General features: G+C 74.6%; 15 protein-coding genes. 13 read left to right on the top strand and 2 right to left on the bottom strand.

Annotation, left to right across the window (positions count from 1 at the left end; translation table 11 throughout):
* The 7 genes from IEY94_RS05115 to IEY94_RS05145 all read left to right on the top strand — a co-directional run bounded on the left by IEY94_RS05115 (nucleotide 1) and on the right by IEY94_RS05145 (nucleotide 4,810).
* A complete protein-coding gene (locus IEY94_RS05115) occupies nucleotides 1–915 on the top strand; it encodes a flagellin N-terminal helical domain-containing protein (RefSeq protein ID WP_229783345.1) in 915 nt (304 codons plus the stop codon).
* 57 nt (nucleotides 916–972) lie between these two features.
* Nucleotides 973–1,380, top strand: coding sequence for a flagellar assembly protein FliW (gene fliW, locus IEY94_RS05120; protein ID WP_189168893.1), 408 nt, complete (start codon nucleotides 973–975; stop codon nucleotides 1,378–1,380).
* Between the two features lie 10 nt (nucleotides 1,381–1,390).
* Nucleotides 1,391–1,633, top strand: coding sequence for a carbon storage regulator CsrA (gene csrA, locus IEY94_RS23925; protein WP_189168894.1), 243 nt, complete (start codon nucleotides 1,391–1,393; stop codon nucleotides 1,631–1,633).
* Between the two features lie 198 nt (nucleotides 1,634–1,831).
* On the top strand, nucleotides 1,832–2,656 hold the full coding sequence (locus tag IEY94_RS05130; RefSeq protein ID WP_189168895.1) for an alpha/beta fold hydrolase: 825 nt from the start codon (nucleotides 1,832–1,834) through the stop codon (nucleotides 2,654–2,656).
* Between the two features lie 40 nt (nucleotides 2,657–2,696).
* Nucleotides 2,697–3,503, top strand: a complete 807-nt coding sequence (locus IEY94_RS05135; RefSeq protein WP_189168896.1) for an alpha/beta hydrolase — start codon at nucleotides 2,697–2,699, stop codon at nucleotides 3,501–3,503.
* A 258-nt stretch (nucleotides 3,504–3,761) separates the two neighbouring features.
* Nucleotides 3,762–4,211, top strand: coding sequence for a mobile mystery protein A (locus tag IEY94_RS05140; protein WP_189168897.1), 450 nt, complete (start codon nucleotides 3,762–3,764; stop codon nucleotides 4,209–4,211).
* On the top strand, nucleotides 4,208–4,810 hold the full coding sequence (locus tag IEY94_RS05145; RefSeq protein ID WP_189168898.1) for a mobile mystery protein B: 603 nt from the start codon (nucleotides 4,208–4,210) through the stop codon (nucleotides 4,808–4,810). The genes IEY94_RS05140 and IEY94_RS05145 overlap by 4 nt, the downstream gene beginning before the upstream one ends.
* 112 nt (nucleotides 4,811–4,922) lie before the next feature.
* Here IEY94_RS05145 and IEY94_RS05150 read toward each other — a convergent pair whose 3' ends face one another.
* Complete coding sequence (locus IEY94_RS05150; RefSeq protein ID WP_306341591.1) at nucleotides 4,923–5,777, bottom strand: peptidoglycan DD-metalloendopeptidase family protein; 855 nt, start codon at nucleotides 5,775–5,777, stop codon at nucleotides 4,923–4,925.
* Nucleotides 5,778–6,005: 228 nt separating this feature from the next.
* Nucleotides 6,006–7,067, bottom strand: coding sequence for a signal peptidase I (locus IEY94_RS05155; protein ID WP_189168899.1), 1,062 nt, complete (start codon nucleotides 7,065–7,067; stop codon nucleotides 6,006–6,008).
* Nucleotides 7,068–7,218: 151 nt separating this feature from the next.
* Here IEY94_RS05155 and IEY94_RS05160 point away from each other — a divergent pair, with 151 nt between their 5' ends.
* The 6 genes from IEY94_RS05160 (at nucleotide 7,219) to IEY94_RS05185 (ending at nucleotide 13,621) form a co-directional block, all read left to right on the top strand.
* Nucleotides 7,219–8,418, top strand: a complete 1,200-nt coding sequence (locus IEY94_RS05160; protein ID WP_189168900.1) for a hypothetical protein — start codon at nucleotides 7,219–7,221, stop codon at nucleotides 8,416–8,418.
* A 3-nt stretch (nucleotides 8,419–8,421) separates the two neighbouring features.
* On the top strand, nucleotides 8,422–10,077 hold the full coding sequence (locus IEY94_RS05165) for a GGDEF domain-containing protein (protein ID WP_189168901.1): 1,656 nt from the start codon (nucleotides 8,422–8,424) through the stop codon (nucleotides 10,075–10,077).
* Nucleotides 10,078–10,218: 141 nt separating this feature from the next.
* The gene (locus IEY94_RS05170; protein WP_189168902.1) at nucleotides 10,219–10,767 is read left to right on the top strand and encodes a TasA family protein; all 549 of its coding nucleotides are present in this window, start codon (nucleotides 10,219–10,221) and stop codon (nucleotides 10,765–10,767) included.
* 110 nt (nucleotides 10,768–10,877) lie between these two features.
* Entirely contained in the window at nucleotides 10,878–12,083 is a 1,206-nt protein-coding gene (locus IEY94_RS05175) for an HDOD domain-containing protein (RefSeq protein WP_189168903.1), read from the top strand.
* An 84-nt stretch (nucleotides 12,084–12,167) separates the two neighbouring features.
* Nucleotides 12,168–12,974, top strand: a complete 807-nt coding sequence (locus IEY94_RS05180) for an MBL fold metallo-hydrolase (RefSeq protein WP_189168904.1) — start codon at nucleotides 12,168–12,170, stop codon at nucleotides 12,972–12,974.
* Nucleotides 12,971–13,621 (top strand): DedA family protein, encoded by a 651-nt coding sequence (locus IEY94_RS05185; protein ID WP_189168905.1) that lies wholly within the window; start codon nucleotides 12,971–12,973, stop codon nucleotides 13,619–13,621. Before IEY94_RS05180 ends, IEY94_RS05185 begins: the two co-directional genes overlap by 4 nt.
* The last annotated feature ends 2 nt before the right edge of the window (nucleotides 13,622–13,623 follow it).

Below are 13,623 nucleotides of genomic sequence, written 5' to 3' on the forward strand. Positions count from 1 at the left end.
ATGTCCATGCAGATCCGTTCCACCCAGCAGTCCATCGCCGCCCGGGTCATGCGCAACCTGCAGAACAACCTGCACGAGACCGGCCGGCTGCAGGAGCAGCTCTCCAGCGGCAAGACGATGTCCCGCCCGTCGGACTCGCCGACCGGCGCGGTCTCGGCGCTCCAGCTCCGCGGCCAGATCCGCTCGCTGGACCAGTATACCCGCAACGCCGACGACGGCATCGGCTGGCTCGGCACGCTGGACACCAGCATGACCACCAGCCTCAGCCACGTCCGGCGCGCCCGGGACCTGGTCGTCACCGGCCGCGCCGGCACCACCGCCGGCTCGCCGCAGGCGCGCGAGGCGCTCGCGGTCGAGGTCGACAACATCCGCGAGGCGCTGATCGACCTGGCCAACACCAAGTACCTGGACCGCCCGGTCTTCGGCGGCACCACCACCGGCACCGCCGCGTACACCGCCGCCGGCGTCTACGACGGCGAGCCGACCGGCCCGAACCGCACCGTGGACCGGATGGTCGGCGACGGTACGGTGGTCCGGGTCGACGTCACCGGCCCCGAGGTGTTCGGCGCCGAGGGCTCGCCGACCCAGATCTTCGACCTGCTCACGAACATCGCCGCGGACCTGCGCTCGAACAACCAGGCGGGCCTGTCCACCGGCCTCGGCGACCTCGACACGGCGATGCAAAACCTGCAGACGCAGCTCGCGAACGTGGGCGCCAAGTACAATCGGATCGAACAAATGCGGCAAACGGCCACGGACCGGTCGCTGAGCCTGGCGACTCAGCTCTCGGACGTGGAGGACATCGACCTGCCGCAGACGATCATGGAGATGCAGATGCAGCAGACGGCGTACCAGGCGGCGCTCTCCACCACCGCCAAGGTGATCCAGCCGTCGCTCGTCGACTTCCTCCGCTGATCGCCGGCCCGGCCGACGGCCGGCGGGCCGTAGCCCGAACTCGCTGACGAGGAGCGCATGTCCGATCAGCCAGGCGGCGACCTGCCGGTCATCGAGTTCGTCGCGCCCATGCCCGGCTTCCCGCGGCACCGGCGGTTCGTGCTGGTCCGGCTGGACGAGGACGGGGTGCTCTGCGCCCTCACCTCGGTCGAGGACCCCGAGCTGCGGTTCCTCGTCGTCCCGCCGGTCCCGTTCTTCCCGCGGTACGCCCCCGAGCTGCCCGACGAGGCGCTGGAGCTGCTCGGCACCAGCGACCCGGAGCGGATCCTGCTCCTGCTGGTGATCACGGCGGGCGCCTCGGTCGCCGAGAGCACCGCCAACCAGCTCGCGCCCATCGTCATCGACCAGGTGAGCCGACACGCCCTCCAGGTGGTGCTCAGCGGCAGCGATCTGCCGGTGCGCGCCGAGCTGATGGCCGCGGCGTAAGGAGCGATCGATGCTTGTCCTGACCCGGCGGCCCGGCGAGAGCGTGCACATCGGCGACGAGGTCGTCGTCACCGTCCTGGAGACCCGCGGCGACGTGGTCCGGATCGGCATCCGGGCGCCCCGCACCATCCAGGTGCACCGCGAGGAGATCTACCGCGAGCTGCAGGAGGCCAACCGCGCCGCCGCCTCGCCGTCCGAGGACGCCGTCCGCGACCTCGCCAGCCTCCTGCGCCCCAAGCCGCCGGAGGAGTAGCCCGCAGCCGACCCGCGCCCGCCGCTGCCCGGCGGGCGCGTCGGCGTGCCCGCCCCCTTTTCCGCGCCGTTCGGCGACGTCGGACCTTTGCGGACGGTGTCCGACCTTTGTGGCGGGCCCGGCTCTTGCGAGGGGGTCGGGGGACGGCAAGGATCGGGTGCGGATGGGCACAATCCGACACCGGCGGAAGGGTCGACGATGGGTTACGTCACCACCAGCGACGGGGCACGGATCCACTACCACGACTGGGGCACCGGCGCCCCCGTCGTGTTCAGCCACGGCTGGCCGCTCACCGCGGACAGCTGGGAGGCGCAGCGGCTGTACCTCGCCGAGCAGGGGTACCGCTGCCTCGCCCACGACCGGCGCGGCCACGGCCGCTCCTCGCAGACCTGGCACGGCAACGACATGAACACCTACGCCGACGACCTGGCGGCGCTGCTCGACCACCTCGACCTGTACGAGGTCACGCTCGTCGGCTTCTCCACCGGCGGCGGCGAGGTCGCCCGGTACGTCGGCCGGCACGGCACCCGCCGGGTGGCCCGGGTCGCGCTGGTCTCCGCGGTCCCGCCGTTCATGCTGCGCACCGACGACAACCCCGACGGCGTACCGGGGGAGGTCTTCGACGGCCTGCGCGCCGCCTCCCGGGCCGACCGCTCGCAGCTCTACCGCGACCTCGCCGACGGCCCGTTCTTCGGCCACAACCGGCCCGGCGCGGACCGGTCGCAGGGGATGCGGGACGCGTTCTGGCGGCAGGGCCTGCAGTCCGGCCACCGCAACGCGTACGAGTGCATCGCCGCGTTCTCGGCCACCGACTTCCGGTCGGACCTGGCCGCGTTCGACGTGCCCACGCTCGTCATCCACGGCGACGACGACCAGATCGTCCCGTTCGAGGTCGGCGGCCGGGCCTCCGCCGGGCTGATCAAGGAGGCCGAGCTGCGGGTGTACGAGGGCGCCCCGCACGGCATCACCGACACCCACCGGGACCGGCTCAACGCCGACCTGCTCGCGTTCCTCCGCTCGTGACCCCCGGCGCCGAGCCGCCCCCTTCCGGCAAGGAGCCGACATGCCCGACGGACCCGACACCATCGTCCTCATCCACGGCCTCTGGGTCACCCCGCGGAGCTGGGGCGCGTGGGTCGACCGCTACCGCGGCCGCGGCTACCGGGTGCTGGCGCCCGCGTACCCCGGCTTCGAGGTGGAGGTCGAGGCGCTCAACGCCGACCCGACCCCGATCGAGCGGGTGACGCTGCCCGGCATCCTCGACCACCTCGTCGGCATCATCGGGAAGCTCGACCGGCCGCCGATCCTGATCGGCCACTCCGCCGGCGGCGCGCTCACCCAGATCCTGCTCGACCGCGGATACGGCGCGGCCGGCGTCGTGCTCAACTCGGCCCCGACCGAGGGGGTGGCGGTGGCGCCGCTGTCCCAGCTCAAGTCGACGTTCCCGGTCCTGCGCAACCCGGCCAACCGGCACCGGGCGGTGCCGTTCACGCCGGAGCAGTGGCACTACGCGTTCGCGAACACGTTCGGCGAGGCGGAGTCGCGGGAGCTGTACGAGCGCTTCCACATCCCGGGGCCCGGCGGGATCGTCTGGAACGGCGTGCTGGCCAACTTCCAGCCCGGCCACCAGGACGCGTGGGTGGACTACGGCAACGCGGCGCGGCCGCCGCTGCTGTTCCTGTCCGGCAGCGAGGACAACCTGATGCCGCCGCGGATCCAGCAGTCGAACCTGAAGCACTACCACGGCGAGGGCACGATCACGGAGATCGAGGAGTACGCCGGCCGCGGCCACCTGATGCCGGTCGAACCGGGCTGGGAGCAGATCGCCGACCACGCCCTCTCCTGGGCGGAGAACCACACCCGCCGCTGACCGCCACCCCGCCCCGCCGGCTCTTCGGCGATCATGGGGTCAGGTACCTCCGCGCGGTCTCTCGAGGTGCGTGACCCCATGAGCGCGGGCCGGCTGGCGGGCGGTTCAGTCGAGGCGGGGCGGGCGCTGGGTCGACGGCGAGGACGCTGGCCGCACTCGCCGTCCCCGGCGCAGACGATTGTGGCTGTAGCCACGAATCAGTAGCTGATACTCTAGGCCACAGCCATCAAATCATCGTCCTGATTCAGGGTTGTGGCCATGAAGAGCTCCACCGCAAGGCTCAGCCGACGAGCCCTCGACCGCCGGTTGGCCGGCGCTGCCGCCGCGCTGCGCGTGCCACCGCCGCCCGCGGGCTGGATCCGCGCCATCCGGGACGCACTGGGCATGTCCGCCGCGGACCTATCCCGGCGCATGGGTGTCAGCGGCGCCACGGTCAGCGACATCGAACGATCCGAACGCGACGGCCGGGTCCGCCTCGACACGCTCGGCCGCGCGGCGGACGCGCTGGACTGCGACCTGGTCTACGTGCTGGTTCCGCGCACCGGGCTCGACGACTTCGTCCGACGTACCGCGATGAGGCGGGTGCGCGAGCAGGTCGCCGCGGTCGACCGCGGCATGGATCTGGAGGCGCAGTCGACCACGATCGACGAGAGCGCGGTACTCGCCGAGGTGGAGCGCTTGATCGACTCCGGACTGGTTTGGAAGTGAGCCGGTTCGCCCAGCCGCCCGGTGCGACCCCGCTGGAACTCGACGACATCGAGGGACTCCGCCCGTCGTGGGTCACCACGCTCGGCGACCTCAACGAAGCGGAGGCCGAGAACGTCCTACGTGGCCGCATGTGGGCGGCGGGCCGCCGGGCGAAGTGGTGGTACCTGGACGAGGCCGCCCTGCGGGACCTGCACCGCCGGCTCTTCGGGGAGGTCTGGCGGTGGGCGGGGGAGCTGCGACGCCGGCAGACGAACATCGGCATCGAGCCGTACCTGATCGCACCGGCCCTCCGGGACCTCCGCGACGACCTCCGGGTCCAGGTGGGCCTGGACCGAGACGGCGGGCCGGCGCTGCCGGTGGACGAACTGGTGATCCGGTACCACCACCGTCTCGTGGTGATCCACCCCTTCCGCAACGGCAACGGCCGGCTGTCCCGCCTGGCGGCGGACCTGCTGATGGCCGACCTCGGCGGCCCAGCGCTGACCTGGGGCGGCACGGACCTGGTCGCCCCCTCGACGCTCCGCGGCGAGTACCTGGCCGCGCTGCGGCGGGCCGATGGCGGGGACTTCGCCAGCCTGCTGACCTTCGCCCGTCGATGAGCCCTGCGGCCGGTGCCCGCAAGTCGGCATCGGGGGTACCCGGCCGCGGGGGTCGGCGGACGCGGCAGCGCCCGGCCCCCTGAGGAGGGGCCGGGCGCTGGGTGTGCGCGGGTTACTTCAGGAGGACGCCCTTGGTCTTGAGCCAGGCGGTCGGGTTGATCGCGTTCTCGTGGGTCGCCGGCGGCGCGTGGACGTGGACCTCGAAGTGCAGGTGCGGCCCCGAGGAGTTGCCCGACGAGCCGGTGATGCCGATGAGCTGCCCGGCGCTCACCTTCTGCCCCACCTTCACGTACGGCTTGCGGGCGAGGTGGCAGTACCGGGTGACCACGTTCGCGGCGTGCTTGATCTCCAGGTACCAGCCGCAGCCGCTGATGCTCACCGAGCCGTCCTTGTCGCAGCTGTAGCCGCGCGGGACGTTGCAGTACACGCCGATGACCTGGCCCGCGGCGGCGGCGCGCAGGGCCGCGCCCTTGCGGATGGCGATGTCGATGCCGTCGTGGCCGGGGCGCCCGGCCTCGCGGAAGCCGCTGCCGGCCGCGCCGGGCACGGGGGCGGTCCAGCCGTACTTGCTGACGACCGCGCCGGTGGACGTGGTGGGCTTGGTGGCCGGCGGGAGGACCTGGCCGGCGCCCGCGCACGGCGGGATCTTGGCGCTGCCGCGGACGATGTACGCGTCGGAGGCGTAGCGGCCGCCGGAGAGGCGGTTCCACAGGTTCGTGGTCCGGACGGTGCCGTAGATCTTCTGGCCGACGACCTGGCAGACCAGGGCGAGTCGGGTGCCGGTGCGCACGGTCGAGGTGCGGGCGGTCACCGTGGACGGTCCGTAGCGGACGTTCAGCGTGCCGGAGACCTTGACGGTGCCCATGACGTTGGCGGCCGCGGCCGGCATCGGGGACCCCGCGAGCGTGCCGATGGCAACGCCCAGCGAAGCCAGGATCGTGATCGCGAGGTGGCGTGGCCTGCCCATCCCGACGTGCTCCTCCCCGGGCGTATCGGGTGGTCAACGCCCACTACCAAGGGTCGGCAGCCGGCGTTTGACCGGCGTTGCCCGCGGAGTGCCAACGGGTTGCAACCACGCCCATCACTGCGGTGCACTCGCGCACCGAACGGGACCGAGAGGCCTCCCGGGCGGATGCGTCGATCCGCGCGGGAAACCCCTCGGCGAGCGTGCGGGCGGGCGTTGTCGGGCCGGCGGTCAGCGGGCGACCGGGCGGCGCGGCTGCCAGAGCACCACGATGGAGATCAGGACGACGACGGCGGCCAGCGGCGCGTACTGCCGGTGCTGGAACCACAGGACCGGCAGGCCGACGACCGGGATGCGCAGCCGGGCGGTGCCGCGGACGTTCTCCCGCGGGACCGGCGTGGTGTCGTTGGCCTTGTTCGCGTCGCCCTTGGTGACCAGCGTGCCGTCCTTGCGGTGCTTGACCAGGCGGTGCAGGAGCAGCTTGCCCGGCTGGGCCGGGTCGTCCATCAGGATCACGGTGCCCTTGGGGATGTCGCCCACCCGGTCCTTGGCGACCGGGGAGGTGGCGACGACGTCGCCGACCCGGATCGCCGGGGACATCGAGCCGGAGATGACGACCGAGGTCTGCCAGCCGAACGCCACCGGGGCGAGCGACCAGGCGATCATGCCGACGGCGAGCGCCAGGACGAGCCGGCGGACCAGGGTCAGCGCGGTCACGCCGTGGTCCCAGACCCGCTGGACGCGGGTGAGCTGCGGGGCCGGCGCCGGCGGCGCGACGACGGCCGCGAGCGGGCCGGCGGCGGCCAGCGCCGCGGCCGGGGCGAGGGCCGGGCGCGGGGCGGTGCCGGGCTCCTCCGATACGGGGCGGGTGGGGTTGGTGGCCGCGCCGGTGGGGTTCGCGGCGACCGCGGCCGCGCGGGCGGCGAGCACGTCCGATACGCCCACGGGGGCGGCGGCCGGCACCGCGCCGGCGGGCGTGACCGGTACGCCGGGCGCCACCGCGGGGGCGGCGACCGGCACAGTAGCCGGCACGACCGGTACACCGGGGGTCGCCGGGACGGCCGGGGCCGCCGGGGCGACCGGCGCCGCAGCGCCGGCCGGGTCAACCACCGGACGCGGGTAGCTGTCCGTGATGTCCGGTTCGGGAGTGGCCGTGACGGCGTCGACCGGGGCCGCGCCGATGGCGGCGGGGTCGGTCGCGGGCAGGGCCTCCGGCGTCTCCCCCGCGCCGCGGCGGCCGCGCAGGAGTCGCCAGGGCCCACCCTTGGCTGCGTGGCGTGCAGGTGCGGACATCCGCCTCGTCCCCCTCCGAACGACGTGTTCTCACTGAAGGGGAGAGTCGGCCGTACGGCGGCGGACATGAGCTGATCGGGTTACCGCTCAGCACCGCCCGGGTGCGGCCGATAAGTGGGTCCACGACGGCTGGCGACCCGGGAGGACCCGAATGCTCCGCGCGTATGGACGGCACCTACACGACACCTGGCGTGGCGTGTGGGCGATGCTGTTCTTCGGCGCCTTCGGGCTTCTGATCATCTTCGGCTCGACCCCGCAGAACATGGCGGACCCCGTCCGGATGTCGCAGATCGCCAGCGTGGCGCTGAGCGACGACGACTCGGGCCACGCCATGTTCGACGTTACCCGACTGCGGCCGGGCCACCAGGTGAGTCGGTGCATCGCCGTCCGGTACGACGGGCTGCCCGGCGGCAGCGAGGTCCGGCTGGTGGCGCAGAACATCAACGACACCACGCCCGGCGGCGCGACCCTGGCCGACCACATCCGGGTGCAGGTCAGCCGCGGCACGGTCGGCTCCTCGGCGAGCTGCACCGGGTTCGACGGCGCCGCCATCTACGCCGGCTCGCGCAGCCTGTCCGACCTGGGCGTGGCCGGCGGCGTCGGCACCGGCTGGACGCCCGTACCGAACCAGACCCGGGTCTTCCGGATCACCATCTGGCTGCGCAGCGACGCGCCGCAGAACCTGCAGGGCAAGAAGTTCAACGCGGACCTGATCTGGGGCATGACCACCGTCGGCAGCGCTCCCCCCGCGCCGCCGACGGCCGCACCGACGACGACCCCGCCGCCGGTGCCGACCGATCCGCCGGTGACGACGCCGCCGACCGACGACGAGGACGCGCCGGGCGTGGTCCCGACGACCGAGCCGTCGCCGACCGGCACCCCCCAGCCGGACGTCAAGCCGAGCCGCAGCACGCCGGGCGACAGCCTGCCGACCCTCACGCCGACGGCGGCGCCGCCCGCGGTGCCGGACAACGGCGGCGGGGACGGCAACAACGGCGGCCAGCCGCGGAACGGCGACGGCGGTGGCGGCGGCGACACCGCCCGCGGCCCGATCGGCAACGCGGTGAAGGGCATCTCCAACGCGGTCGGCAAGGCCACCGAGGGCCTGACCGCGTTCACCAAGGCCGCCGGCAAGGCCGCGGCGGCGGCGGCGAAGCGCCCGCAGTACCCGTTCGTCTCGATCGGGATCATGTTCCTCTTCCTGCTGGCGCAGGACCGGTTCGACCGGCGGGACCCGAAGCTGGCGCTGGCGCCGGTGATGAGAGAGCCGTACCTGATCTTTGCCGAATCGGCCGAGGCTGCCGACAGGACAGGTGACTACATCAGGTTCGACGAGCCGAAGGGGGGGTGAGCGATGCAGACGCGGGTCAAGGCGGGGGAACTCGTACCGATCGAGGATCGGGTGCAGTGGACTCTCGGCACCCGGCTCGTCTTCGCCATCCTGGTCGGGGCCGTATGGCTGACCGGCCTCGGGGGCAAGGCGCACGGGGACACACACGTCTGGGTACTGGGCCTGGTCGGCTGGCCGCTGGTGACGGTGCTCGCGCTGTTCGCGGGCCGGCTCGGCCGGCGCGTCGCGCGCACGTCGCTCACGGCGACGATGCTGGGCGACGGCGTCTTCCTGGCGTTCGCCTGGTGGGCCACCGGCGCGCTGGGCAGCCCGCTGAGCTACCTGGTCATCCTGCACGCCATCTCGGTGACGCTGCTCGCGTCGTTCCGGACCGGCGCCAAGCTCACCGTCTGGCACAGCATGCTCGCGCTGCTGCTGCTGGAGGCGACCCGGGCCGGCGTGATCGGCACGTCCGGCGCCGACTTCTCGCAGGGCAACCTGTGGCTGTACCTGGCGGCGATGTGGACGGCCGTGCTCGGCACCGCGTCCTTCGCCGCGCACAACGAGCGGGAGCTGCGCCGCCGCCGGTACGACAGCGAGGTGCTGCACCAGTTCGGCCTCGACGTCGTCGCCAAGGCCGACTCGGCCGGCGTCGCCGTGGCCCTGGCCGAGTTCGCCCGCGCCGAGCTGGGCGCGCACCGGACCGCGGTGGTCGCGTACAGCGCGGACACCAACGACAGCCAGGCGGCCAACCGGCTGCTCGCCGTCCTCGTCGACGGCGACCGGGACGCGATCGTGCAGCGCATGATCGCCACGCCGTACCGCACGTCGGTCGTCACGGCCGCGACCGCCTCGGGGCAGACCCTGCTGCGCTCGCGCCTGGACGGGTCCTCGGACCCGTGGCTGTCCGAGGTCATGCCCGGCGCCCGTGCGGTGATCATCGTGCCGTTCGCGCTGGAGCAGGTCCGCGGCGCGCTCGTCATGCAGATGGGCCGCAGCGGCAACTGGGCGCCGCGGGTCGAGCGGCGGGTCGTGAACACCGCCGAGCAGGCCACCAACCAGGCGGCCGGGGCGCTGGAGCTGTCCGTGCTCACCGAGCGCCTGCGCGCGCTGTCGCACACCGACGGCCTGACCCGGGTGGCCAACCGCCGCCGCTTCGACGAGGTCCTGGAGACCGAGTTGCAGCACGCGGCGGCCACCGGTACCCAGCTCGGGCTGCTGCTGGTCGACATCGACCACTTCAAGCGGCTCAACGACACGTACGGCCACCAGGTCGGCGACGAGGTACTGCAGCAGGTGGCCAAGGCCATCCGCAACGAGTGCCCCGACCCACACCTGGTCGCGCGGTACGGCGGTGAGGAGTTCGCCGTCGTCCTGGTCGGCACCGACCCCGTGGGCGGCCTCGCGGCCGCCGAGGGGGTCCGCCGGGCCATCGCGAACTCCACCAGCTCGGTCGCCGTCACGGCCAGTCTCGGCGTGGCGTCCTACCCCGGCCACGGGCTCAGCCCCGCCGAGGTCATCGCGGCCGCCGACGCCGCCCTTTACCGGGCGAAGGCGAACGGCCGCAACCAGGTACAGGCCGGCGAGGCTGCCGCGCCGAGCAAGTTCGGCCGAACGGCCGACAGCGTCGAGCTGCCCGCTCAACAGGAAAGTTCAGGCAGCCCGACCACTGCCCGATGAAGAATGCAGGCGTCGCAGCGGCGCTGGCTACAGGAGACGCAGGAGGATCCCATGGATGGGCACACGCACGTAGCTTGCGTGCCGCAGCAGCCGCCGCGCGCACGTGACCGGTGGCGCGGAGCCGCCGTCGTGGTGGGACTGGTGGCGAGCGCAGCGCTCGTCTGGCAGTCCACCCAGGCGGCGTTCTCGGCCACGACCGGCAACCAGGACAACGCCTTCGGGGCGGGTCGGGTCACCCTCACCGACAACGACTCCGGTTCCGCGATGTTCACGGTGCCGGACCTGGCGCCGGGTGACACCGGCAACGCATGCATCGAGGTCACCTACGGCGGGAACCTGGCCGCCGACGTGAAGCTCTACACCTCGAACTACAGCGAGACGGACGGCGCCGCCGACACGGTGACGCTGGACAATCACCTGAGCATGCGGATCGAGCAGGGTTCGGGTTCGTCGTGTGCCTCCCCGGGCACGTACTCGGACCTGGCCGGCGGCTCGCCGGGCACCCTGATCGACACCATCCGGACGGCACGCACCAACTACGCGAACGGCTACGCCGCGTGGTCGCCGACCGGGTCGAGCAGCGAGACCCGCCCCTACCGCTTCACCTACACGCTGTCCGCGGCCACGCCGAACACGGCGCAGGGCGACGGCCTGGAGATCGACTTCAACTGGGAAGCGCAGAACACCTGATAGGCGCGCCCCTCCCCGGGGCGCAACGCAAGTGACCGGTGCCGGGTCGCGCGGAACCCGCGCGGCCCGGCACCCGGCTTTCCACCCCCCGCTCCCGCGAGGAGTACGCGATGAGCGACCCCGCCGCCCCCGGCGCCGCGTACCTGCGACACCGGCCGCTGCATACCGAGGACCGGCGCCTCGTCGGCTTCACCCTGCTGGTCGGCCACCCGCGCGACACCCCGGCGGCGCAGCGCCCCGAGCGCGCCGCCGCCGCCCTGGCCCACCACCTCGCGGACCGCGACCGCGCCGACCTGGCCGGCGGCCGCCAACTCCTCGTCCCGCTGCCGGAGCCGCTGCGCACCGGCGAGCGGCCCGTCCCGTTCGGGCCCGAGGTCATCGTCACCGTCCCGCTGACCGCCGACGGGGACGACGCCACCGGCGTCGGCAAGCTCGCCGCCGACGGGCACGCGGTCGTCCTGGCCGGCGGCGGCACCGTCGCCGACCCGCGCCTGCTCGACCTCGCCAGCTACGTCACCCTCGACCTCGGCGCCGACCCGGACCGGCTGCGCGAGCTGACCGACACCTGCCGGCGCGGCGCCCGCCGCGGGCGGGTCCGGCTGATCGGCGGCGGCATCGCCACCGCCGCCCACCGGGCGTCCGCGGAGCGGCTCGGCTGCGAGCTGCTGGAGGGCCCGCTGCTGGACCACCCCGGCACCGGCGCGGGCGCCGGCTCCCGGCTCGGCCGGATCCAGCTCCTCGCCGCGCTGCGCCGCGAGGGCACCCCGCTGGACGAGATCGTCTCGATGGTCGCCCGCGACCCCGCCCTGGCGTACCGGCTGCTGCACGCCACCAACTCCGCCGCCGCCGGGCTGCCCCGGCGCGTCTCCTCGGTCCGCGAGGCCGTGGTGCTGCTCGGCACCGGGCGGGTCCGGCAGTGGGTGTCGATGATGGCGCTCGCCGACCTGGCCGACGCCCGGGAGGCGGCGCTGGTACCGGCGGTCGCCCGGGCCCGGATGTGCGCGGACGTGGCCGACCGGCTCGGCGCCGACCCCGAGGCCGGGTTCACCGCCGGGCTGCTGCTGGCCGTCGCCGACCTGGTCGGCGGCCCGGTCGGGCCGCTGGCCGCCCGGCTCCCGCTCGCGGCCGACCTGCTCGCCGCCCTCGCCCGGGGCGCCGGCGAGCTGGGCCGCGCGGTCGCCGCGGTCCGCGGGTACGCCCGGTGGGCCGCCCCGGCGGCCGGCTGGCCGCTGCCGCTGCCCGAGCTGACCACGCTGTACCTGGACGCCTTCGCCTGGTCGGCCCGCACCCTGTCCGCCGTCGCCCCCGCCACCTGACCGCCCCCCGGGCCGGCGGTCCCCGACGGCCGGCGCGGGGCGCAACCCGGCCGGGCCCGCCGCCGGCGGGGTTAGGGTCGGGGGGTGGCGGAGCGGCTCGTCTGGTGGGGGCACAGCACCGTGTGGTGGGAGCAGCAGGGCGTGACCCTGCTGACCGACCCGGTGCTGACCGACCGGCTGGCCCACCTGCGCCGCCGCCGCGGCCCCACGCCGGCGCTGCCCGGCCCGCCCGACGTGGTCCTGATCTCCCACCTGCACGCCGACCACCTGCACGTACCGTCGCTGCGCCGGCTCGCCGGCACCCGGCACGTGGTGCTGCCGGTCGGCGCGGCGGCGTTCGTCCGGCGGGCGCTCGGGGCGCGGGCCGCCGCCCGGTGCGTGGAGTTGCCGGCGGGGCGGGAGTGGTCCGCGGGGCCGCTGACGATCCGGGCCGTGCCCGCGGCCCACCCGTACGGGCGGCACCCCTGGTCGCGGCGCCGCGCCGCCGCCGTCGGGTACGTCGTGTCCGGCCGCCGCCGGGTCTGGTTCGCCGGCGACACCGCCCTGCACCCGGAGATGGCCGTGTTCGGGCCGGTCGACCTCGCCCTGGTCCCGGTCGGCGGCTGGGGCCCGACGCTCGGGCCCGGCCACCTCGACCCGGTCGGCGCGGTCGAGGCGGTCCGGCGGGTCGGCGCCCGGCGGGCGATCCCGATCCACTTCGGCACCTTCTGGCCGGTCGGCCTCGACGCCGTCCGGCCGCACCTGTTCTTCGACCCCGGCGGGCGGTTCGCCGCCGAGGCCGCCGCCCGCCTGCCCGGCGTCGCCGTCACCCTGCTGCACCCCGGCGCGGCCACCGAGCTGGACCCGGCCCCCGCCCCGCGGCCCGGCGGCCCGGCGGTGGGGGAGCGGTGACGCCCGTCCTGCTCTCGCTGCTCGGCGCCGTCGCCGTCGGCGCCGTGCTGCCGGTCATCCCGACGGGCGCGGCGGTCAGCGGCGCGGCGGCGTTCGCGCTGCACCACCACCCGGCGGCCGTACCGCTGGTGGTCCTCTGCGGCGCCGCCGGCGCCTGGGCCGGCGACCTGGTGGTGTACGCGGCCTGCCGGTGGGGCGGCGAGCGGCTGGCCCGGCGGCTGCGCTGGCTGCGCGACGGCGAGCGGGTCGGCGCCCTGGCCGACCGCCTGCGCACGGGCACCGTCCCGGTCCTGCTGGTCTCCCGGCTGGTCCCCGGCGGCCGCGTCCCGATCCTGGTGGCCGCCGCCCTGACCGGCCTCCCGGTGGCCCGCTTCGCGGCCGCCAACGCCCCCGCCTGCCTGCTCTGGTCCGCGGCCTACGCCGCGGTCGGCCTGGCCGGCGGCGCCCTCTTCACCGAACCGTGGCAGGCCGTCCTCGCCGCGGTCCTGGCCGTCCTGTTCCTCTGGCAGACCACCACGGCCCTCACCGGGCGCCGCCAGCGCCGACCCCGACCTCGGACCGACCGGACCGACCCCCACCGCGACGGCGACCCGCCGAACGGCACTGCGCGGGAGGGGGTGGGTGCCCCGGCAGGGGATCAAGCCTGACC

The sequence above is a fragment of the Pilimelia anulata genome (assembly GCF_014647895.1).
Lineage (GTDB): Bacteria > Actinomycetota > Actinomycetes > Mycobacteriales > Micromonosporaceae > Pilimelia > Pilimelia anulata.